The sequence below is a fragment of the Paenibacillus sp. IHB B 3084 genome (genome assembly GCF_001447315.1).
Lineage (GTDB): Bacteria > Bacillota > Bacilli > Paenibacillales > Paenibacillaceae > Paenibacillus.
The window spans coordinates 1,958,129-1,978,164 of the sequence record NZ_CP013203.1; the positions used below are offsets into that span (position 1 = coordinate 1,958,129).

Below are 20,036 nucleotides of genomic sequence, written 5' to 3' on the forward strand. Positions count from 1 at the left end.
CTCCTCCCATTTCGCTACTGCATATCGACTTCCTGAAAGGAGATACCGCTCGTTCCCCTCCGCAACAGACTTTCTGCTAATGCCAGATTTACTAATGTACAGGTTTCACGCAAACCTTGAACTTGCAATAAAGGCCTTCCCTCGGTGCGCTCTCGATCTACTACCAACTTCATCAATGTTCCTCCGGGATGAAATTGACTTAGCTCACCTACACAATCCACTAAAGGGGGCTGAATCATCCAGTACAACTTTTGCTGCGAACGCTCCATATCCCGAAACAAAGCCATACGACTGAACAGGCTCGGCGTATAGACCTGTAACAACTCATGCACAGAATCAGATACCATCATCCTGGAACCCATCAGAATATCAGGGTAAACCGTGTATTCGTGACCCTTGACCTTAAACTGTGCAGCATAAGAAGAGGGCCATTCCGTCCAATCATTTATATTTACCATCTCTGCATTGGCCTCTTCGTCCCATACGGGAACAGCAGAATGCAACATCCGATCATCCTGCTGACAAAGAAAATACTCCACTATGCCACGTCCCTTCCATTCCATCTGTCCCACATGGTGTCATCCAAATGAAGTTCAATCCTGGGCAACTGGATGCATGCCTAAACTGAATCGGGTTCCATCCAGCACCGCTCCTTTGAAACAGGCTCCTTCTAAAGCTGCACCAATGAAGTTTGCCCCCTGCAATATGGCCCCGGTGAAATCCGCATCCTGTAAGTAAGCACCCTGAAATTGGGCTCCTGTAAGATCCGCTCCTGCAAAACTTACGGGTTGAAAACCGGGTCTTTCCCATCTTTCAGACTGGTAAATTCCAGGTACAGCTATTGCATCCCGGAAAGATGCTCCTTTTAAGTTGGCTTGTTCAAAACGGGCTTCCTGAATCAAACAACCGCTAAAATCCGCTTCTTGTAAACAGGCTTTATTCCAACGGGAACCGATCAAATTTCCTCCTGTAAAAACACTATTGTTAAAAGAACTTTCACTCAAATAGGCATATTGTAGACGTATTCCCTCATAATTTCCTTGAGACCCATCGATCCTGCGGAAAACTTCATGTATGTAGTCGTAGGGCTTTTTTTCCTCTAGCCAGTCTTTCATCACGATGGAATCTTTGACACGTATATCCCGTTTATAAACGACTTCACTTTGGTCTAAATACTCTCCGACTCTTAGTTCGAACACATCTTCCAACTGTATTTCATGAGCAAACTGTATTTCATCCAGCCATTCTTCTGTACTAAAACGCGCCAAAGCAATGATATATTGATGAACATGTACTGCCACGTGCAATTTCATCCTCTGAATATCATCTAATCCGATTCTTCCACCATATTTCTTAGCGTGCTTACTTAATTCCGTCTCCCACTCGTCCAAATAGCGAAATGCCCAATTCGCATCATAAGTATCTCGGCAAGGATGGAGATCCATAAACCATCTCTTATCCATCGCCTCCACTAAATAGGTCGCCCTTCCGTTTGCTAATTCGGTACGGAGCATGGAGTAAGATATATATCCCAACGCCTGTTTGGTACCTTCTTGTTGCATCTGCTTGACTTTCCTAAGTATTTGCCCCAGTGAATTGCGAAATGTCTTGGCCAAAGCATGCTTATGATTTTGAAAAGAGGCTTCCAACACGAATAACATTTGGTGCTTAAGCGGTTCGTAGACCTCATTTGCAAAATGTTGAAGAATTTCCTCACGATTCACGTTCCATCTCCTTTCTGGTTGTTGCATTACATAATGCTGTGCATATTAAAGTAGCTGGTTATCTTGAACCGAAATCTAATATAAATGATATGTGAAATCATAATTTTCAAGGGTATATTTAACAATAAATCATCCTTATGTATGTATCGGACAGATTAGTGATTTTGTTTACAGAAAGAACCATAACTGTGTTCAATGGAAAATGGGTGGATTCACAATTGAACCCACCCATTCGGAGAAATTACATATTATTTAGTTTCTTTTACCGAACGACCACAGTCCCACGTAAGACTTCCAAGCCCATCATTCCTCCTTGAGTGGCTTGAACCTGTTGTACTCATGGCCGTCTCTTCAAATAGTTTATTTCTCTGCTACCTTCTTCTACTCAGACACCATACAACAACTCCACACTAATGTATATCAATGCATAAATATTCATTTCTCATCAATTGTGAAAATTTTTTCTCATTTGATCTGAAAATATTCCATTAATTATGACACCACACACACAAATCAAATTCAATCTTATACCTTGTACGCCTTCATGGCCTTTCTTAACTCCTTGAACGAAGGACGTTTGCCATACATTAAGACGCCCGTACGGTAGATCTTGGCGGCCAGCCAACCGAACAACAAAATGGAGGCGACCAGAATACCAAGTGACAGCCAGATTTCCAGCAGGCTCGCCCGCTCCAGACCAATCCGCAGCAGCATAACGGTCGGCGAGAAAAATGGGATATACCCGGCGACCTTGACGAACATCGTGTCAGGTGCGGCGATGTTGAAGATGCCGATATAAAAGGCCGCCAGTGACAGTACAGTAATTGGCATAATCGCCTGACCCAACTCTTCCGTACGGCTAACAATAGAGCCGACAGCGGCGAACAATACCGCGTACAGGAAGTAACCGAGGATATAGAAAACCAGGCCATAGCTAAGCACTGAGGTATTCAACTGCGACAAATCCAGCCCGGCCGAGCTGAGGATAACGCTGTTATGCGGCAGCATGAGGTTCGCACTCACCACAGCGGCAAAAACAGCAATTTGCAGCAGGCCCACCAGAAAGATACCAATGATCTTCCCAAACATCTGGGTCAACGGCGATACGCTCGTGATGAGAATTTCCATGATGCGTGAGCTTTTTTCCGAAGTCACTTCTGAGGCAATCATATTACCCGTCATCATCGACGAGGTGAAAAATAAAATCATGAGTACATAGACCAAGCCATAGTTAATCATGGAAGCTTCTTTGTCCTCTGTTCCGGCAGCACGACCTGCCTCAGAGGGACTGTTCACTTCTCGACTGTGCACGGTAACAGGCGTACTAATTTCACGGACTTGCTCACTGGTCAAGGTATTCACACCGATCATAGCCTTGACCTTTGCCTCCTGAAGTCCGGTTTGTAGCAATGTGATTACAGCCGGGGACGGCTCTTTTTCAACCGATACGTACTCTACCTTGGGAAAAGTTTCTCCCGTTGCGGTAGGCTCCGTGAACTGCACGTAACCTTGCAGCTCTCCGTTTTTCAAGGCTTGCTGCATTGCTGGCGTTTGTATGTTGTCATAACGCACCCAAATGGCTGCCGGGTTGGATTGCTCCTTGGTGAATTGCTCCAGCTGACTCGCCACTTCTGTCCGGCTCCCGGCAATCAGTCCCAGGCGATGATGCTCAGCAGCGGATTTACCGGAACCCCCTGCACCACCCATTCCTTCTCCCTTAAACAAAGAAATCAGATACGGCAGATTCATGCCAATGGTAATGAGCAATGCCAGCACCAGCGTTGTAATGACAAAAGATTTGGTTCTCGCCTTCTGGCGAAACGTAAAACCGATAACCGTACCCAGTCTATTCATGAGAATCACCCACCTCTCGTATGAAAATTTCATTCAGCGTAGGCTCTTTAATTTCAAAATGCTCTACATCCGTTTGCTCCAACGCCGTTTGTAAAATCAACTTGGCCGCATCCGGCTGTTCAATATGCAGCATCCAGCCCCGGTCCATTCGCTCTACACGGCGTACGCCGGGCAGTTGTTCCAGTCCGTTCACTTCGCCAGTCGTGATGAGACGAACCTTTTCACGCGGGTAGCGGCCTTTAATCTCCTGCACATTTCCCTGCACAACTGTATTCGAACGATGCAAAATCGTAATATGGCGACACAGCTCCTCTACATGCTCCATCCGGTGAGTCGAGAATAAAATTGCAGCCCCGTCGTCCCGCAGCTCCTTCACCGTATCCTTAAGCAGCTCGACGTTCACAGGATCAAGCCCGCTGAATGCCTCATCCAAAATGAGCAACGTCGGGCGATGCACAACGGCTGCAATAAAGCCCATTTTCTGCTGATTCCCCTTGGATAACTCTTCAATCCGCTTATTGTAATATTCAGGCACGCCGAAGCGTTCCAGCCAATAGCGCAGACTTTTGTCCGCATCCTTGGACGACATTCCGCGCAGCCTGCCTAAATAGTTAATTTGCTCGCTCACCTTTACCTTGGGATACAACCCTCGTTCCTCAGGCAAATAACCCATCGTCCGTTGAAGCTCCTTGCTATATGGCTTGCCCTCATATTGAATGCTTCCGCCATCAGGGTAAATCAGACCGAGTACCATGCGCATCGTTGTCGTTTTGCCTGCTCCATTGCCTCCCAACAGTCCGTAAATCTCTCCGCCGCTCACATCCAGCGAAATGCCGTTAACCGCCGTGTGGTTGCCATATTGCTTCACAACCTGCTCCAATTGCAGCATACTCATGAATCCCCAGCCCCCTTTTTCTCCCCTAAAATCTCAGTACCTCCCGGGATTTGTCCCGCAGACCAATGCCATAAAATATCATCCAGCTCCAAACTCCGCACACGGATCGGACGAATGCCCTCCTGCTCCAATATGGCGCTAGCTTCTCCGGCTGCCAACGTTACAATCCGCTGCAATCCGCCATCGCTCTCTGTCTCTATAACCCCCGGCAGCTCCGATGCTTCCTCTGGCGTCCCCTCAAACCACATTTCCTTGCTATTTTCGAGCAAGTGGTCCTTTTCCAGCTTGCCGAGCAGCCGTCCTTCATGCATCAGGACAATATAATCGGCCAAACGCTTGATCTCTTCCATGATATGAGTTGCGATAATGACCGTCGTTTTACCGTTTTCCATACAATCTCGCAGTTCCTCCAGCATAATCTTCCATGCAAAAGGGTCCAATCCCGACGAAGGTTCGTCGAGCAGCAGCAAACGGGGATGAGGCGCCAAGGCAGCAGCCAGCTCAAACTTGCGGCGCTCTCCCTTGGACATACGCGATAATCTCGTATGCTGCGGGACCTGAAAGCGTTCCAGCAACCGCTGGAAACGCGTTTTGTCCCAGCCCGGATACCACAACGCCCGAAAAGCCGCTGCTGCTTCTGCCGTAAGTCGGTCTTCCTCACGGGTCGGCTGTTCCGGCACATATCCAACCCACTGCCGCGTATCTATGGGCATACCATCCGGATACGCCTGACCGAACCAGCGAATTTCACCAGAATCCGGATGGACAAGCTGGGTTAGCAGATGCAGCAATGTGCTTTTCCCTGATCCGTTATGTCCAGCCAAAGCGACCACATATCCCGGTTCTATCGTCAAATTAATTGGTCCGATCTCCCGGTTTCCCCGCTTTTTATAGACTTGGCTCATCTCTATGATTGGTGTTTCCACGGGCATCACTCCTTCGCTTGGACTCATACTTTCTCTTCACCATGTCTGCGAAAAGCTCCAACAATTCCTGTTCTGTCATCTGCACAGCGATGCCTGTGTCAACCGCCGTTTCCAACGCCTCGGTCACTGCTTTAAGGCGGTAACCTGAGCGCTTATCGTCCTCGACCAGAGCTACGAAGGTGCCCGTCCCCTGCCGGGTACGAAGCAAGCCCTCGTTCTCCAAATCCTGATAGACCCGCCGGATGGTGATGACGCTGCAGCGGAGCGTCCCTGCAAACTCCCGAATGGAGGGAAGCAGCGTTCCCGCTGCAATCTGTCTGGTTACGATGAGTGAACGAAGTTGCTTTTCAATCTGCGCATACAGCGGTTCCGCGCTATTCTCATCAATTTGCACTGGTATATTCACCTGCTTCCCCCCCTTTATAGTTATCTTTATACACATACTGCTAAGCTAAATCCCGTTTCATGAGCTTACGCTGTGTCACCCGATAGGACACCCACATGCCCAGAGCTCCTGCCAGCAGCGCTCCCCACATCACCGGAGACAACAGCCGCCATTCCTTGCTGTAAGATGCCGTTATCGATACCAGATTGGTCCCACATACTCGAACTATAATTGTAACAATCCCGCATATTAGCATGATGACAATAGATAGCCAAAAGTAGGCTTTTCCTTTTTTAAGAAATTCCAAATGAATATAAATGGCTTGAATCAGCATTCCGTAGCCTATCCAGGTAAGTGCAAACGATACAAAGAAACCTGTACTGGCATATACCCGAAACGTAGCTGACAACGTAAACAAGAGAGTAAAAAATATCACACTATTCGCAACAAACGCCAAAAGCGCCTGTTGAATTCGGCTCATAATCACCGCACTCACTGGTATAGGCAATAGACGGAGAAAAGCCAGCATATGCGTATAGGAATCTTCCTGCAAATATTTGAATGTACGTCGGTTATAAATGAATCCGAGAAACGGAATCAGCACCAGCATGACAAAATCGGCTGCTGGACTCAAGTCTCCACGTTCACCCCATTGCACACTTACAGCAAAACTCATGGTAAATCCCAAATACGCAATAAACAGCAATGTCCACAGCATGACATATGGATTGTTGCGAAAATCCTGACGGGTAATCTTCCATGCCTGCTTGATGATTGTCATTTTCTTATCCTGATCCCTTCTGCACTGCCTGTAATGACGACCTCGTTCTCTCTCATACGAAGTTATTATTACAATAATCAGTGTGATTACTGTATATGTCTTTATACACAGTATATAAACTGTGAATTACAACTGTCAACACCTGAATGTAAATTGTGCGTACAATCACAAAAGCTCGTCAGGACCTATGCTACTCTGTAAATGATAAACGTTCTCAATCTAGGGGATGAACAAATGGATAAGATACTGCACTGGGATGAGCCAATATTTAACCTTGTTAACCGCTATCCCGAAGTGAAGGACATTATGGTAGAACTGAGTTTTCACGATATCGCCAAGCCTGGCATGTTACAAACCGCAGGTCGTTTCATGACACTGTCCAAAGGTATTGCATTGAAAAAAGTAGCTATGGAAACCGTGCAGCGGACATTTTTGCAACATGGTTTTACTATTCAAAAATAAAGGAGCTAACCATCATGAGCGAGCTGATCAATAACCGCGAACACACAGCAAAGGAACTCACAGAACGCCAGCAAATATTAAAGGAAATTATGAAGGAACTACATGACGGGAAAAGCGTGGATGAAGTCAAAGCGCGCTTCGCAGTGGCAGTTGGCGGAGTAAGCGTGGCAGAAATTTCGGCCATGGAGCATGCATTGATGACCGAGGAGGGAATTCCCGTATCGGAAGTGCAGCGTCTTTGTTCCGTGCATACATCGATATTCAAGGGTTCCATTGAGGATATTCATCGTCCTTCAGGGCCAGAGGAACAACCGGGACATCCCGTTCATACCTTCAAACTGGAAAATCGGGAGATCGAACGACTAGTCAACTTCCAGCTCGCACTGCACGCAGATCAATTTCAAAAGGATGATAGCCCCAAAATCATTTACAAGCTGCTGGAGGATTTAAGTCTGCTGCTGGATCTTGATAAGCACTATAGCCGTAAAGAAAACTTGGTATTTCCTTATTTAGAACGCTATGGAATTTTCGGCCCAACCAAGGTAATGTGGGGTGTAGACGACAGCATTCGTGCCGCGATTAAGGAGGCGAAGAGTCTGCTCGCCGAATATAACGGAGATCGTGAACAGATTGGAAAGGCGCTTGCCCATATCATGACCGAAGTGAACGAAATGATATTCAAGGAAGAGAATATTTTGCTGCCGATGGCACTGGGTAAGCTAACAGAGGATGAGTGGCTCAAAATAGCCCGTGAAAGTGCAGAAATCGGATTCTGCCTGACCGCTCCCGAGCGGGAATGGATACCTGAGCGGGCAGAGGAGCCTGTGGAAATGGATGAGCAACAGGAAGGAACATCAGGAACTCCCCAAGGCTTTGTGCGATTCGAGACGGGGATTGTATCTGTGCAACAATTGGAACTGCTGTTGAACCATCTACCCGTTGACCTGACTTTTATCGATGAAAATGATGTCGTTCGCTATTTTTCCCATGGTAAAGAACGAATCTTCGCTCGCACGAAAGCCGTCATTGGACGTACCGTGCAGAATTGCCACCCGCCGCAAAGCGTGCATGTCGTCGAGAAGCTGCTGGAGGATTTTAAGGCTGGCCGCAAGGATGCTGAAGATTTTTGGATTCCGATCAAGGACAAATTTGTCTATATCCGCTATTTTGCCATCCGTGATGCAGAAGACCGCTATCTGGGAACGCTAGAATTCACGCAAAACATCGCACCTATTCGTGCCTTGGAAGGGCAGAAACGGATTTTATCCGAGTAATCATTATCCGCTACAAAAAGATTACTCACCGTATTCCTGTCGCCTCCAGCTAACATCAAAGGAGTCTTTCTCCACTTTACATGTAGAGAAAGACTCCTTTCCATTTGTACAGTCCGCTATTTATGTTCCCACCCGTAAGCCACCATGTTCAGGTTCTTGTCACCCATTTTTATAAGATGCTGCTCTACTATAAGCTTGGCTCCCAGTTGCTCATAAAAATAGCGAGCCGGATTATCTGCTAACACCCACACGATGGCAGAGTGTATGTCCATACTGCTTAAATGTTGAAGAAGACGCATGAATAATTGCTTTCCCCATCCTAGACTGTGGTATTCTTTTAACACATAAATAGCAGTTACCTCTCCCTCATACGGGGGATATTCACCTGACTTTTCCGGCCCTCCACTCACAAATCCGCTGATTTCCCCCTTCTCATTTTCTACCACATATACCTGATGATCGTCTTCACTGGATATATTTGATTTCCACAGCTCTGTTCTTTGCTCATAGGAAAGTCGTTCCAGAACCTCGGCGGGTATGATATTTTTGTAGGTGGTTCTCCAGCAATCCACATGTACCTTGGCGATGCCTGCCGTATCTGATATCGTCGCTTCTCTGATCATCATGTTGGCTCCACTTCCATTTCCAATATTATGCTCTCTATTATACCGATGAGCCCATTCTTGATCTATAATAAGAATTACCATTGTTTACGGAAGCTCGATGCAACGGCAATCCCTTTACTCATCATTCATTACTGGAGGATTGGACTTGAATAAAATCATTTCATTCTACGTTCCGCTTGGCATCTCATCATTGATTGCCGCGCTGACTCATGTCATCGTCAATGCCGTGCTCGCGCGCTCGGAGCATCCTTCGTTCACATTGAGCAGCTATGCGGTGGCAGTCAGCCTGTGCCTGCTGCTGGAAACCCCGTTAACCGCCGTACGACAGATGACCACGAAATTCGGATATGACCGCAAATCCGTTCGTTCTATCAGTATTTTATGTGCGTGTGTAGCGGCGGCTGTACTGGTCATCGGCTGGAGCATTGGTCTTACACCTGCTGGAAACCTGGTCTTTGAATATGTATTCGGCGTATCTCCTGCCTTGATCGAACCCACCAAGAGTGTGTTTCAGGTGCTTACTTTACTGTACATATTAGTAGCCGTCCGCAACATCTATCAGGGGCTTATTATTAACAAGCACCGGACGGCCTGGATGACGTTCAGCTCGTCCATTCGTATTGTCGCGATGCTAATCGCATCCTGGTTCCTAATTCGTGCAGGCTGGACGAATGACGGACGGATTGGTGCTGCCATCTTTATTGCAGGCATCTTCATTGAACTGGTCGTTACCTTTTTGGAAGGCCGCGTTTTGAAAAAAAAGCTGCCGCCCGACAACGGCGAGCAAACCATCCACCGTGCAAGCCATCTGCTTCCTTTTTATCTCCCCTTGCTGTATTCGGCGCTGGTGCTGGTTGTTCTGAATCCGTCCATACAGGCTGCGCTGAACAATACAACCGATCCATTATTGGCCGTAGCCTCCTTCTCCGTGGCTCTGCAAATCCTGAATCTGTTCGTCTGGTTTTGCAGTTCCCTGCATCAGATCGTCATTCAATTCTACACGAGCAGGCGTCGGGAGGTACTGATATTTTTGAGCGTTCTGTCCGCCCTGTCGCCGTTATTATTGCTGCTGCTGTCCTTTGAATTTGCAGGTGACCCTATTTTGCGGAATGTGTTGGGACTGGAAGGGGAACTACTGGTGGAAACGAGAGGATTGCTTCGCATACTTTCAATCTATGTTGCATTTTATCCATGGGTAGAATATTTCATCGGACGGTCGATATTGATCGGCAATACCAAACCTGTTTTCATCGGCAGGCTGTTCTCCGTTTTCTTTGCGATTCTCGCGCTCATTTTATGCATCTCCTTTTTTCCGGGGCTGGACGGACAGGTGGCAGGAATCGTTATGGCTGTTTCCTCACCCGTCGAATTAGGTATCTATCTGTGGCTTTACCGGAAAATCTCTCTGAATACGATGAACGTGTCATCCTGAATAAAAAGCCCGCCAAGAGAGCCCTTTGCCCATGCCAGGCAAATTGGACTCCCTATGGCTGTACCGATCTTTATGCGGTCAAAATGTACGGGCCGTTCTTCGTGATCGCAATCGTGTGCTCATATTGTGCGCCCCAACTGCCGTCCGCCGAGGTGATGGTCCAGCCATCATCCCCCCACAATACAGCCCCCTCCGTTCCGAGGGTAAATACCGGCTCGATGGTAATCACCATCCCTTCGCGCAGCGGTAACCCCGTCCCGGCACGGCCATAGTGCAAAACATCCGGCGGCTCGTGCATCTGACGACCAATACCGTGCCCGATCAAGGGCTTCACGATGCCGTACCGCCGCCATCCTGTCGCTTTTTCCACTGCGTGCCCAATGTCCCCCAGTGTCCTGCCCGGACGGGCGACTTCGATTCCGCGCACCAGTGCCTTATGCGTTTGCCGTAGCAGCCTCGCTACTGGGCGACTGACGTTACCTACTGCATAGGTCCAGCCCCGGTCGGCCAGCCAGCCGTCCTTATTGACGACAATGTCGATGGTCACAATATCCCCATCATGAAGCACTCGCTCCGATGGAAAACCATGGCACACCACCTCGTTGACCGAAGCGCAGGTGGCATAAGGGAAACCTTTATAGCCCTTTTGTTCAGGCGTGGCTCCGCGCTTGCTTAAAAACTGCTCCACCCAAGCATCGATTTCAAGCGTTGTGATTCCCGGAAGAATACGACTTTCCAGCGCACGATGGCAATCTGCCAAAATACGTCCGGCCTCCCTCATATAGCCGATTTCCTCCGGTGTTCGTATCGCTATCTCTATTGGAATCCGCCTCCTTTAGGCATACAAATTCACTAAACCTATCCCATTGTATGCAGGGCGGACACAAAAAAACCGTCTCCTCTGTGGATAGACGGTTTATAAAAGTCGTATTTCTAGTTTTTCGGGTAATCGAACCCTTTAAGATACTGAAGAATTTATGCGACCGAGTTCGTTTTCCACCACCATGGTCAACTCTTCCTCATACCCTCCTGTAATCCGGTATTTTCGCACATATTCCTTTACAAATTTTTTGGGATCCTTAGGCCGGAAAATTCGAGTCATTTCCCGCAGACTTTCCTTAACTTCATTGTGACCTTTCGTTGCCATGTTACTCCCTCCCAAAACGTTGAAAATAAGTGCTCCGTTGAAGAGAATGCCGAAAAGTATTGATGTCCTTATGCAGTGAAGTAGTATGTCTTAATGCAGCTTAGGTCGGGAATGCCTTATGTAAGGCGTGTACCTGACACTATTATTAACCGAATTTCTATTGGCTGAATCACTTCCCCATTATAACATATTCAGGTACAGCTTTCAGCTTTCCAGCAATTTTACATATATTTTACCCAAATTTTACGTTACACGTCATATCTGGATGTCCCTTTTGATTGGTGCAGGACAGTATACTCTATTTATCGGCTTTTGGAGTGTATGTGTTTGGGGTAAAATAAATAAACATACAGGGAGAATGGATGGGAATGTTCCTGAAATGAGCTACATGTGCTTATTGAATAATAGGGGGCTAGACATAATGGAAGCCGCAGCACCAAAAATTTTAATATTGTATGCCAGCTACGGAGAAGGCCATGTGCAGGCCGCCCGGGCGATTATGGACAGTTTGCGGAGACTCGGACGCTGCGAGGTTCAGTTACTCGACCTGATGGCTGAATCCCATCCCTGGTTGAACGGTTTAACCAAATTTGTCTATATGCAAAGCTTCAAAACCATTCCCGGGCTTTACGGTTGGGTCTATAACATAACCCGTGGAATGCAGGCAAAATCGGCCTTTGGCAGTGTGCTGCATTCCTTTGGGATGCGCCAGCTCGCGCTCACTCTGGAAGAGGAGAAGCCTGAACTTGTTATACATACGTTCCCGCAGCTCGCTCTCCCGGCGTTACGCCGCAAATTGGGGTTGAAGCTGCCCATTGTGAACGTGGTTACAGACTTTGACCTGCACGGGCGCTGGCTGCATCCCGATATTGATCGTTACTATGTGGCAACCGAGGATATACAACAGGAAGCCGCACAGCGGGGAATCCCTTCCGAACGGATTGTCGCCACAGGCATCCCGATTCATGCTTCGTTTTATAAAAGGCTTGCCGAAGATACTGATCCAGAAGATGCTGATGCTGATGTTGCTGAGGATTATCCAATTCCTCCGTCAGATCCGGGAACGACAACACTGCTCATTATGGCAGGTGCCTATGGCGTGATGTCAGGCATATTGGACATTTGTCGGCAATTGAGCCGTCTCCCGCAGCTGCGGCTACTGATCGTCTGCGGACGTAATCCGCAGCTAAAAGCCGAGTTGGATGCGCTGTATGCAGATCATCCCGGTATCCGCATCTTTGGATTCATCGACTATGTTCCCGCACTCATGCGTGCAAGCGATATGGTCATTACCAAGCCCGGCGGCATCACACTCTCGGAAAGCATCGCCTCTGGATTACCCATCCTTGTGTTCAAGCCTGTACCCGGTCAGGAGCTGAATAACGCCCTGTATCTGGAGCAAAAAGGAGCTGCTCGCATTGCCCGTAATACGCAAGAGCTAATTCAACTTTGCGTCGACCTGATCTCCAATCCCTCTCTCGCTCTAGGAATGAAACAGTCGATTGAGCAACTGCGCAAACCTCATCCCGCAGACCGGATTGCCGAGGATATTTTACACCAGCTTGTGGATAAAACCCCTTCCATACGGACAAATTAACGAAGAATAAGCCAGACGGAGGAGATACCAATGGAACGCAAAGGAAAGGATTTGCTCCCGCTTACGGGTGAGAAGGTAGAAGTAGACGGTATTTATGTCGATGAGGACGGACATGAGCAGCATTTACATCGGGGACAGCATTTTCCCTCTGATGTTGTTTTAGGCGATTCCGAGTGGAAAATGACCGAATACGCCTTTGACAATCATCATGACGGACGTACCGATGAACGACTTGTCCCCAAAGAGGATGACGAGGATAAAAAGGGTAAAATTACACATCCACGCCGTCGTTTACAACGCGGAGATCGTTAACACGGGAAAGAACGGATCTGAATGAAATATCCACAGATAAGTATATCTTGTTGATATATTGTGCACAATTTGTGCATAAAGCGTGGGTATATTCTCTGTTGTCTACAACTTGTGCACAAATTGTGTATAACAACTGTTTGTTTTGTGGATAAATATTATGAATCAGTGGATAAATTGCGTACAACATGTGCAAAAATTGTGGATAACGTTAAAAAGGGCTGAGCGAAACCTATTCGTTCGGCCTTTTTCGTGTTTTTATACACATGCTCGGCTTGAACTTTTTCTGCCGCAGGTTGGCATAACCTTAATTCCTGTCCTCATACCCTGTATAGTACGGAGCTTGCGCATGAATAACTTATAAAGGGGGATTTGCCTTACATGTCAGTCTATAAGTCTTCCACAGGAATGGATGAAAATATAGCGGCTGTCCTGTGCTACCTGTTCGCATTCCTTGGTGCACTAGCCTTCGTGTTGCTGGAAAAGAAAAGCAGATTCGTCCTGTTTCACGCGCTGCAATCTATTTTTTTGTTCGTAGCCCTCATGATCGGGCATGCGCTTGCAGGACTCATTCCGCTACTCGGCCCTCTACTCGCTTCCCTACTGACACTGGCAGGCATCGCATTATGGATCGTCTTGATCATTCATGCTGGACAAGGCAAGTGGCTCAAGCTTCCTTGGGTGGGTGATCTAGCCCTCCATCAAGCCCGGCAGTTGTGAGAACGTATGTGTATTTGACCAAGATTTAAAAACAGCAAAAACCTTGATCCTGAGAAGGAATCAAGGTTTTTGTAGCTTGTCGGCTTTTTCTGCTCATACACGAATATGCCCCAGCTTGTCCGGATTGATCATCAAGTAAAAATCCTGAATATGCTCCCCGTCCGGTGCCAGACTGATGCATAAGACCTCCCTCACTGTACCTTCTTTCAAGAATACGAGCTGTACCTCACCATTGATGACGGTGCGGACCAGCTCTCTCTCCCGTAGTACGGTTAATACACGACGAGAGGTCAGCAGGGCGAGGACGCCCTTGCGCACGACCATAGGTCTCATCACCGTATGCACATTGCCTCCGCCATCTGCCACAAATACGGGTTGCTCAGCCAGCAGCTCTAGCATAGCGCTAACATCGTAGGCGAGAAAGGCGGCTGTAAAACGTTCCAGTACCTTTATTCTGGAAGGGCTCATTATATTACTGCTTACCGGATCGGCATGGGCAGATTCCTCGGAAGCAAGAAGACGGCGGGAGCGACTGAACAGTTGACGACAGTTACTTTCGGTCTTTCCCAGTAATTCCGCGATCTCTTTATAGTCATATTGAAAAGCTTCCCTGAGCACAAAAACAGCCCGTTCCATCGGCTTGAGCTGCTCCAGCAGAACCAGAAAAGCGTAAGATATCATATCTTTACGCTCCAACCAATCTGCTGGAAGATCTGCGCTCTCACCAAGCGGCTCCGGCAGCCACTGTCCAACATACGTCTCCCTTTGCTTACGGGCAGAGTTCAGAAGATTCAGACACCGATTCATCGTCATTTTGGCTACATAGGCTTTGGGATTCTGTAAGTCATTGAGGGGCTTTTTCTTCAACTCGACAAAGCAGTCTTGAACTACATCCTCGGCATCCGTCACCGTCCCAAGCATTCGATAAGCAATGGCAAAAGAATATTTACGATATCTTTGATATAGCTCCTCCAGACTTAACGCTACCGATTCTTGTCCAATTCCATGTTCTTTGCCAGTCAAAGTATGGCCTCCTGTTCGATTAAAGACTGCCCGGATACATCCCCGTCGCAATGGCAATCCGGTTCCAACCATTAATGACGTTAACCGCCATAATTAAATCCACATATTCTTCCTCACTAAAATGTCCTCTAACCCGATTATACAAATCCGTAGGTACCCCTTGTTCAGAAATGCGGGCAACCGCTTCAGCTAATTCAAGCATAGCACGTTCTTTTTCCGTGAACAAAGGAACTTCCCGCCATAGGGCCAACTGCAAAATGTGATCACCATAGTCCCCCAGTTTCAGTAGATCCTTGGCATGCATGTCCAAACAATAAGAACACCCGTTAATCTGGGATACTCTAATTTTCAGCAGCTCGTACAACACCTTGTCTGTAAAACGTCCGGAAATATATTTTTCCATCTCCATCATAGCCTTAAACGTACTTGGACTCACTGCTCTGTAATTCAATCTTAAACTCACGATACATCGCCTCCATTATTGGTTTACACCTAGAAGACAAGTGAACCTGTGGATTTGTGACAAAGTGCAATAGAAAGAATCTGGAATTGCCCTCAATTGACATAGCATGTATTATAGATAAATGATTTTATGTAAAGAAGGTGAGCACTCACATGAGCGGAAAAGGTTTTATTAAGGAGTTTAAGGAGTTCGCTGTACGGGGGAACGTTATTGATCTTGCAGTCGGTGTTATCATCGGTGGAGCATTTGGCAAGATTGTCACTTCTGTAGTAAACGATATTATTATGCCTCCGATTGGTAAGCTGCTGGGCGGTATGAATTTTCCAGACTTATATGCTGCTTTAAGAACTGCCGAGCCTTTGAATGCTGACGGCACACGCATGACTCTGGCACAAGCCAAAGAAGCAGGGATTGCCGTTCTTGCCTACGGTCAGTTTATTAACGTTCTGCTCGACTTTATGATCGTGGCCTTCTGCGTGTTCCTGCTGGTCAAAGGGATCAACATGCTGAAGCGTAAAGAGGAAGAAAAACCTCCTCAGGAAAAAACGATCAAGGAATGCCCGCACTGCCTGTCGGAAATTCCTGTAGCTGCTACACGTTGTGCACATTGCACTTCCAAGCTAGAAGGGTACGTAGAAGCACGCTAACGGTTTAGTCGGCCAAAAAACACATATGACTACAAAAAGCGGCTTAGACGATGCAACGTCTAAGCCGCTTTGATTATAGTATTGAAGGCTTGATCAGCTAAAATTGGTGATGATGCCGCGGGGTCTGACGGGTAAGCCCTCTGCGTATAGATGGGAGACGTCACCGAAGCCGATGCAACGGGGAGTCGCCCACTCCTTGGAACGCTCATCAAACAAGATCGTGGTTACGGAGCTAGGTGGCATCCAGAAACCGGACCAGACCAGGGCCAGTGGCAGCTCCAACAGATGGGCAAGCCAAGTCAGTCCGAAGCCGCCATGGCAAAATACGGCCACCCGGTCTTCGGTATGCTTCAGAATCCGATATTTCCCCCCAACCCGCTCAAAGCCTTGGCGATTCAAAAATTCATCGGAATGAAGCTTTAGCTGCTCGAACGTTTCAGGACTTTGCGTTCCCTGATAATAGGAAATCTCCTTCCAGGAGTCATGAGTCGGCAGAGGCACCTCGGAGCGAATCACTTCACCGGGTAAATCCCAATGAGAGAGACGGCCGTAGGGAGTTTCCTCCAGCTTCAAGCCCAACTCCTGCGTCCAGTGCTCCACTTCATGAGTCATACCGAGAGAATCGGCGGTGTATCGCATCGTATCCAGCGCACGTCCCATAGGAGAAGCATAAATACGGTCCAGTCCGTGACTGGACAGCCTTTTGGCCAATGCCTGAGCCTCTAAGTGCCCTTCCGGAGTTATGGTATTGTTCGGATAATCGGGATCTGCGTGCCGAATGATATACAATCTCATATTTCTTTTCTCCGTTCCTATGAAATGACAACAGGACAGCTTTATCTCATCCTATCCGTTAGCCCTCCTGATCTCTTAATGCTTATTCAGCAAGGTTTCCAGAATAGCACGTAAATCCCGGTCTTCCTGATAGACTTCCTCACCCGTATCCAGCTCAATAACCCGGATATATGTATAATTCGCTCTGGCATCGACTGGCTTGAAAATCAGTTCCTCCGGATTGTCCGGACGGACATCATAACCCATATTTTTGAACATATCCGTGATTTGCTCGATTCCTGGCTTGCCTCCGCTTTCCAGCATAATCAGCCCGCGCAGCTCCTTGGGTTCTTCCGGATGCATGACCCGAAAATGTACGATACATTCCATGTAAAATCGCTCCTTTCGATCGTATACCTATTTTATGGCGTAAATCTCCATGTTCCCAGCATACCCCAAACCCCACTCCACATTCCATAGCCGCCTTCATATCGTCAGGATGGAAAACACGTTATACTGTGAAATAGACCTTTTACATCTGCTTATAATGAGGAGGAACCACGATGACTAGCGAGCTTCTGGACATCTATGACAATGAAGATAATCCCCTTGGCACAGCTTCCCGCCAAGATGCACACGCCAAGGGATACTGGCACCATACCTTTCACTGCTGGCTGGCACGAGACACCTCAACAGGCCGCCGCTTGCTCTTTCAGCAGCGCCAGGATACGAAGGACACCTTCCCCGGCTACTACGATATTACGGCAGCGGGCCATTTAACGGCAGGTGAAGATGTATCTCAGGCAGCGCGTGAGCTGGAGGAAGAACTGGGCATTCACGTTCCCTTTACCTCATTGACACCGCTGATGACCGTTCGTTATGAGAGCAAAGGAACCGCACAGGGCATATCTTTTTGGGACCGTGAGGTCAGCTCGGTGTTTGGTTTGCTGTCGAACCAGCCATTGGAGCACTATCGTCTCCAGCAAGAAGAAGTGGCCGGGCTGTACGAAGCAGACCTCGAACAAACACTCGCCCTCTTTGAAGGACGTATTCCTTTTCTCGAAGCCAACGGCATATCCTCGGGGCCGAACCCCGAACAATATCGCCGCCTGATTACATCGGATCAATTCGTTCCTCATAAGGCCGGATACATTACATCTATATGCCGGGCTCTGATGAAACTTCCTGGTCTATAATTCTTATTTTATTCTCCAGCCGACATATATTTACCGATAATGCCCTCATACCGCCAGCCATACCGGGTCGACAGCTCGCTGCCCATGTCATGCTCCAGCTCATACAGAATCAGATCCTGGGCAAAATGATTCAGCAGCAGTCCTGTCATCACCGGATGCTCGGTAATGAGCGCCTGTGTCGGGCAATTCTCTCCCCGCATGCCCAGCATGCACCAGCGCCGATCAATGACAAAAGAAAATTTGCGCCCCGAAGGTTCCTGTCCGGCCTCATGAGACGCACGCGGCAGCCATGGCCCAAGCACACTTTCTCCGTTATCGCAGGACCATAACAGGCGCACACCCCGTTTTTCGGCTTTTTCCAGCTCTGTCCGCAGCAGTTCAGCTTCCTCACGCCACAAATCCAGCACAATCTCATGCTCCGCCCGTTCCAGCTCACGTGTCAGGCTTTCCAGTACATTCCGGTCGCCTTCCGCGTTATAAAAGGTCGGCTTGGCCGGCTCTGCTCTCGGCATTTCCTTCTCGACCGCACGCAGGGACTCCTGTAACTGCCCTTCAATCATCCGGGTCAGCTCACCCGATGGCAGCATGCTGTAACGCACAGGTTCTCCCGCACTCGCCCTGAGATACCCCTGCCCGGCCAAACGCTGCAAAGCCGCGTATACATTGGAGCGTGATGCACCCAGACGCTTGGCGACTTCATAGCCGGAGGCCGCATTTTGCCTTGATAGCTCGACCATAACCTTGGCTTCCATTTCCGTAAATCCCAGATTCCGCAGATGATGCAGCAAACGCTCCATATGTTCTGTTCCCCCTATGCTGCCCGGCGTTCTGTCCATGTCCTGCGGCAGCCTGTTCGGCTGCGTCAAATCTGTTCAGCTCCGCAACGCGGGCACCACTTGGAGCCTTTGGGCAGCTCGGCTGTACAAATTTGGCATTTCACATTCTCGCGTACCTGTGCAGCCGGAGTTGCCGGCTTTTCTGCCTCGGAGTTGTTAGCCTTCCAGTACCGAATGCGCTCGTCCAGCTCCTCCTGACGCTCCCGTTCACGTTCCAGCTCCTCCAAACGACGATGCTCTTGCTCCAGCTCTTCCTGACGACGGCGCTCCCACTCTTCATCGAAGGCAGCCTTTTCTTCCGGTGTAAAGTCGGACACCGTATAGTTGCGTTCCAAGCTGGATGGTTCGTGTGTTTCATGCAGCTCATCCTGCTCCAGTTCATGCCGATCATACGGCTCATGTTCTTCGTAATGGTTGTAAGCAGGCTCAGCACTCTTGGCTGGCTCTTCGTGCTTGCGCAGATCAAACGAATATACGCCCGTTGGCGCCTCTTCGCGCACAGCAGCTACTTGCTTGGAAGCTGCCTGTCCCTCATTCAGCTTGCGCCCACATTTCGGGCAAAAGTTCGCATCCAGTGGCACAACAGCTCCACAGGTGCATAAATGAGCATTTTTCAGCTCTGCAATTCTGCCGCGCAGCTCGTCAATTTCATCCTGAAGCTCATCACAAGCGGTAGATAGCTGTGTCATTTCCTTTTCTGCCACCGACATATCGGATGCCCGGTAGCCTTCATAAAAAATTTGACCCATTCGCAAAAAATGAACATCCATTTCCTGCTGAATCGCTGTAATCTGTGAGTTTATTTTACTAATCTCGACAGCATGCTGTGCCTTTTCTGTAGCGCGATTAGCGCCTTCCTTAATACGTTGAATCAGCTTCATCGTGATTTCCTCCCTATATCCAGCCGGATTTCCCCGTACCGTGCATATATCCAAGTTTTTTTCTGTTGGCAAACCTCGAACTCC

At 48.2% G+C, this 20,036-nt stretch carries 24 protein-coding genes; 8 read left to right on the plus strand and 16 right to left on the minus strand.

What is annotated here, in order from left to right; all coding sequences use genetic code 11:
- Nucleotides 1-14 precede the first annotated feature (14 nt).
- The 7 genes from ASL14_RS09170 to ASL14_RS09200 all read right to left on the minus strand — a co-directional run bounded on the left by ASL14_RS09170 (nucleotide 15) and on the right by ASL14_RS09200 (nucleotide 6,565).
- Nucleotides 15-563, minus strand: coding sequence for a hypothetical protein (locus tag ASL14_RS09170; RefSeq protein WP_223264341.1), 549 nt, complete (start codon nucleotides 561-563; stop codon nucleotides 15-17).
- A gap of 30 nt (nucleotides 564-593) precedes the next feature.
- Nucleotides 594-1,724, minus strand: coding sequence for a pentapeptide repeat-containing protein (locus tag ASL14_RS09175; protein WP_134911341.1), 1,131 nt, complete (start codon nucleotides 1,722-1,724; stop codon nucleotides 594-596).
- Nucleotides 1,725-2,249: 525 nt separating this feature from the next.
- Nucleotides 2,250-3,578 (minus strand): ABC transporter permease, encoded by a 1,329-nt coding sequence (locus tag ASL14_RS09180; RefSeq protein ID WP_134911342.1) that lies wholly within the window; start codon nucleotides 3,576-3,578, stop codon nucleotides 2,250-2,252.
- Nucleotides 3,571-4,473, minus strand: coding sequence for an ABC transporter ATP-binding protein (locus ASL14_RS09185; protein ID WP_134911343.1), 903 nt, complete (start codon nucleotides 4,471-4,473; stop codon nucleotides 3,571-3,573). The genes ASL14_RS09180 and ASL14_RS09185 overlap by 8 nt, the downstream gene beginning before the upstream one ends.
- Nucleotides 4,470-5,378, minus strand: a complete 909-nt coding sequence (locus tag ASL14_RS09190; protein ID WP_442953259.1) for an ATP-binding cassette domain-containing protein — start codon at nucleotides 5,376-5,378, stop codon at nucleotides 4,470-4,472. Before ASL14_RS09190 ends, ASL14_RS09185 begins: the two co-directional genes overlap by 4 nt.
- The gene (locus ASL14_RS09195; protein WP_134911345.1) at nucleotides 5,362-5,805 is read right to left on the minus strand and encodes a GntR family transcriptional regulator; all 444 of its coding nucleotides are present in this window, start codon (nucleotides 5,803-5,805) and stop codon (nucleotides 5,362-5,364) included. The genes ASL14_RS09190 and ASL14_RS09195 overlap by 17 nt, the downstream gene beginning before the upstream one ends.
- A 40-nt stretch (nucleotides 5,806-5,845) precedes the next feature.
- Nucleotides 5,846-6,565, minus strand: coding sequence for a hypothetical protein (locus ASL14_RS09200; RefSeq protein ID WP_134911346.1), 720 nt, complete (start codon nucleotides 6,563-6,565; stop codon nucleotides 5,846-5,848).
- A gap of 234 nt (nucleotides 6,566-6,799) precedes the next feature.
- Here ASL14_RS09200 and ASL14_RS09205 point away from each other — a divergent pair, with 234 nt between their 5' ends.
- Complete coding sequence (locus ASL14_RS09205) at nucleotides 6,800-7,027, plus strand: DUF1858 domain-containing protein (protein WP_134911347.1); 228 nt, start codon at nucleotides 6,800-6,802, stop codon at nucleotides 7,025-7,027.
- Between the two features lie 14 nt (nucleotides 7,028-7,041).
- Nucleotides 7,042-8,301 carry a DUF438 domain-containing protein gene (locus ASL14_RS09210; RefSeq protein ID WP_134911348.1) on the plus strand — a complete coding sequence of 420 codons (1,260 nt, stop codon included), beginning with the start codon at nucleotides 7,042-7,044 and terminating at the stop codon, nucleotides 8,299-8,301.
- A 116-nt stretch (nucleotides 8,302-8,417) separates the two neighbouring features.
- Here ASL14_RS09210 and ASL14_RS09215 read toward each other — a convergent pair whose 3' ends face one another.
- The gene (locus ASL14_RS09215) at nucleotides 8,418-8,927 is read right to left on the minus strand and encodes a GNAT family N-acetyltransferase (RefSeq protein ID WP_134911349.1); all 510 of its coding nucleotides are present in this window, start codon (nucleotides 8,925-8,927) and stop codon (nucleotides 8,418-8,420) included.
- 145 nt (nucleotides 8,928-9,072) lie between these two features.
- Here ASL14_RS09215 and ASL14_RS09220 point away from each other — a divergent pair, with 145 nt between their 5' ends.
- Nucleotides 9,073-10,359: a hypothetical protein gene (locus ASL14_RS09220; RefSeq protein WP_134911350.1), complete on the plus strand. Its 1,287-nt coding sequence runs from the start codon at nucleotides 9,073-9,075 to the stop codon at nucleotides 10,357-10,359.
- Between the two features lie 70 nt (nucleotides 10,360-10,429).
- Here ASL14_RS09220 and map read toward each other — a convergent pair whose 3' ends face one another.
- Both map and ASL14_RS09230 read right to left on the minus strand, forming a co-directional pair.
- The gene (gene map, locus ASL14_RS09225) at nucleotides 10,430-11,179 is read right to left on the minus strand and encodes a type I methionyl aminopeptidase (protein ID WP_134911351.1); all 750 of its coding nucleotides are present in this window, start codon (nucleotides 11,177-11,179) and stop codon (nucleotides 10,430-10,432) included.
- 138 nt (nucleotides 11,180-11,317) lie between these two features.
- Nucleotides 11,318-11,506 carry a hypothetical protein gene (locus ASL14_RS09230; protein ID WP_007428354.1) on the minus strand — a complete coding sequence of 63 codons (189 nt, stop codon included), beginning with the start codon at nucleotides 11,504-11,506 and terminating at the stop codon, nucleotides 11,318-11,320.
- 421 nt (nucleotides 11,507-11,927) lie between these two features.
- Between ASL14_RS09230 and ASL14_RS09235 the strand changes: the two genes are divergently transcribed.
- From ASL14_RS09235 to ASL14_RS09245, 3 genes are all read left to right on the plus strand, one after another.
- The gene (locus tag ASL14_RS09235; protein WP_134911352.1) at nucleotides 11,928-13,103 is read left to right on the plus strand and encodes an MGDG synthase family glycosyltransferase; all 1,176 of its coding nucleotides are present in this window, start codon (nucleotides 11,928-11,930) and stop codon (nucleotides 13,101-13,103) included.
- A gap of 30 nt (nucleotides 13,104-13,133) precedes the next feature.
- On the plus strand, nucleotides 13,134-13,415 hold the full coding sequence (locus ASL14_RS09240; protein WP_044649310.1) for a hypothetical protein: 282 nt from the start codon (nucleotides 13,134-13,136) through the stop codon (nucleotides 13,413-13,415).
- Between the two features lie 378 nt (nucleotides 13,416-13,793).
- Nucleotides 13,794-14,132 (plus strand): DUF4870 domain-containing protein, encoded by a 339-nt coding sequence (locus ASL14_RS09245; RefSeq protein WP_134911353.1) that lies wholly within the window; start codon nucleotides 13,794-13,796, stop codon nucleotides 14,130-14,132.
- A gap of 93 nt (nucleotides 14,133-14,225) precedes the next feature.
- Here ASL14_RS09245 and ASL14_RS09250 read toward each other — a convergent pair whose 3' ends face one another.
- Both ASL14_RS09250 and ASL14_RS09255 read right to left on the minus strand, forming a co-directional pair.
- Entirely contained in the window at nucleotides 14,226-15,155 is a 930-nt protein-coding gene (locus ASL14_RS09250) for a sigma-70 family RNA polymerase sigma factor (RefSeq protein ID WP_134911354.1), read from the minus strand.
- A gap of 19 nt (nucleotides 15,156-15,174) precedes the next feature.
- Entirely contained in the window at nucleotides 15,175-15,618 is a 444-nt protein-coding gene (locus ASL14_RS09255) for a carboxymuconolactone decarboxylase family protein (RefSeq protein ID WP_134911355.1), read from the minus strand.
- A gap of 152 nt (nucleotides 15,619-15,770) precedes the next feature.
- Here ASL14_RS09255 and mscL point away from each other — a divergent pair, with 152 nt between their 5' ends.
- Complete coding sequence (mscL, locus tag ASL14_RS09260) at nucleotides 15,771-16,265, plus strand: large conductance mechanosensitive channel protein MscL (protein WP_134911356.1); 495 nt, start codon at nucleotides 15,771-15,773, stop codon at nucleotides 16,263-16,265.
- A 93-nt stretch (nucleotides 16,266-16,358) separates the two neighbouring features.
- Here the strand turns inward: mscL and ASL14_RS09265 are convergent, their stop codons facing one another.
- Nucleotides 16,359-17,060, minus strand: coding sequence for a histidine phosphatase family protein (locus tag ASL14_RS09265; RefSeq protein WP_044646567.1), 702 nt, complete (start codon nucleotides 17,058-17,060; stop codon nucleotides 16,359-16,361).
- Nucleotides 17,061-17,135: 75 nt separating this feature from the next.
- Nucleotides 17,136-17,429, minus strand: a complete 294-nt coding sequence (locus ASL14_RS09270; RefSeq protein ID WP_025682722.1) for a hypothetical protein — start codon at nucleotides 17,427-17,429, stop codon at nucleotides 17,136-17,138.
- Nucleotides 17,430-17,602: 173 nt separating this feature from the next.
- Here ASL14_RS09270 and ASL14_RS09275 point away from each other — a divergent pair, with 173 nt between their 5' ends.
- Nucleotides 17,603-18,235 carry an NUDIX hydrolase gene (locus ASL14_RS09275; protein WP_134911357.1) on the plus strand — a complete coding sequence of 211 codons (633 nt, stop codon included), beginning with the start codon at nucleotides 17,603-17,605 and terminating at the stop codon, nucleotides 18,233-18,235.
- A gap of 8 nt (nucleotides 18,236-18,243) precedes the next feature.
- Here ASL14_RS09275 and ASL14_RS09280 read toward each other — a convergent pair whose 3' ends face one another.
- Both ASL14_RS09280 and ASL14_RS09285 read right to left on the minus strand, forming a co-directional pair.
- Complete coding sequence (locus ASL14_RS09280; protein WP_134914490.1) at nucleotides 18,244-19,032, minus strand: TrmB family transcriptional regulator; 789 nt, start codon at nucleotides 19,030-19,032, stop codon at nucleotides 18,244-18,246.
- 65 nt (nucleotides 19,033-19,097) lie between these two features.
- Nucleotides 19,098-19,952 (minus strand): zinc ribbon domain-containing protein, encoded by an 855-nt coding sequence (locus tag ASL14_RS09285; protein ID WP_134911358.1) that lies wholly within the window; start codon nucleotides 19,950-19,952, stop codon nucleotides 19,098-19,100.
- Nucleotides 19,953-20,036 lie beyond the last annotated feature (84 nt).

Excerpts from the sequence above, each read along its gene's own strand:
- ASL14_RS09285 (WP_134911358.1), bottom strand. The coding sequence starts at position 19,952 with ATGAAGCTGATTCAACGTATTAAGGAAGGCGCTAATCGCGCTACAGAA.
- ASL14_RS09240 (WP_044649310.1), top strand. The coding sequence starts at position 13,134 with ATGGAACGCAAAGGAAAGGATTTGCTCCCGCTTACGGGTGAGAAGGTA.
- ASL14_RS09185 (WP_134911343.1), bottom strand. The coding sequence starts at position 4,473 with ATGAGTATGCTGCAATTGGAGCAGGTTGTGAAGCAATATGGCAACCAC.
- ASL14_RS09200 (WP_134911346.1), bottom strand. The coding sequence starts at position 6,565 with ATGACAATCATCAAGCAGGCATGGAAGATTACCCGTCAGGATTTTCGC.
- ASL14_RS09230 (WP_007428354.1), bottom strand. The coding sequence starts at position 11,506 with ATGGCAACGAAAGGTCACAATGAAGTTAAGGAAAGTCTGCGGGAAATG.
- ASL14_RS09190 (WP_442953259.1), bottom strand. The coding sequence starts at position 5,378 with ATGAGCCAAGTCTATAAAAAGCGGGGAAACCGGGAGATCGGACCAATT.
- ASL14_RS09235 (WP_134911352.1), top strand. The coding sequence starts at position 11,928 with ATGGAAGCCGCAGCACCAAAAATTTTAATATTGTATGCCAGCTACGGA.
- ASL14_RS09270 (WP_025682722.1), bottom strand. The coding sequence starts at position 17,429 with ATGGAATGTATCGTACATTTTCGGGTCATGCATCCGGAAGAACCCAAG.
- ASL14_RS09170 (WP_223264341.1), bottom strand. The coding sequence starts at position 563 with ATGGAATGGAAGGGACGTGGCATAGTGGAGTATTTTCTTTGTCAGCAG.
- mscL (WP_134911356.1), top strand. The coding sequence starts at position 15,771 with ATGAGCGGAAAAGGTTTTATTAAGGAGTTTAAGGAGTTCGCTGTACGG.
- ASL14_RS09245 (WP_134911353.1), top strand. The coding sequence starts at position 13,794 with ATGTCAGTCTATAAGTCTTCCACAGGAATGGATGAAAATATAGCGGCT.
- ASL14_RS09210 (WP_134911348.1), top strand. The coding sequence starts at position 7,042 with ATGAGCGAGCTGATCAATAACCGCGAACACACAGCAAAGGAACTCACA.
- ASL14_RS09265 (WP_044646567.1), bottom strand. The coding sequence starts at position 17,060 with ATGAGATTGTATATCATTCGGCACGCAGATCCCGATTATCCGAACAAT.
- ASL14_RS09180 (WP_134911342.1), bottom strand. The coding sequence starts at position 3,578 with ATGAATAGACTGGGTACGGTTATCGGTTTTACGTTTCGCCAGAAGGCG.
- ASL14_RS09275 (WP_134911357.1), top strand. The coding sequence starts at position 17,603 with ATGACTAGCGAGCTTCTGGACATCTATGACAATGAAGATAATCCCCTT.
- ASL14_RS09215 (WP_134911349.1), bottom strand. The coding sequence starts at position 8,927 with ATGATGATCAGAGAAGCGACGATATCAGATACGGCAGGCATCGCCAAG.
- ASL14_RS09280 (WP_134914490.1), bottom strand. The coding sequence starts at position 19,032 with ATGGAGCGTTTGCTGCATCATCTGCGGAATCTGGGATTTACGGAAATG.
- ASL14_RS09205 (WP_134911347.1), top strand. The coding sequence starts at position 6,800 with ATGGATAAGATACTGCACTGGGATGAGCCAATATTTAACCTTGTTAAC.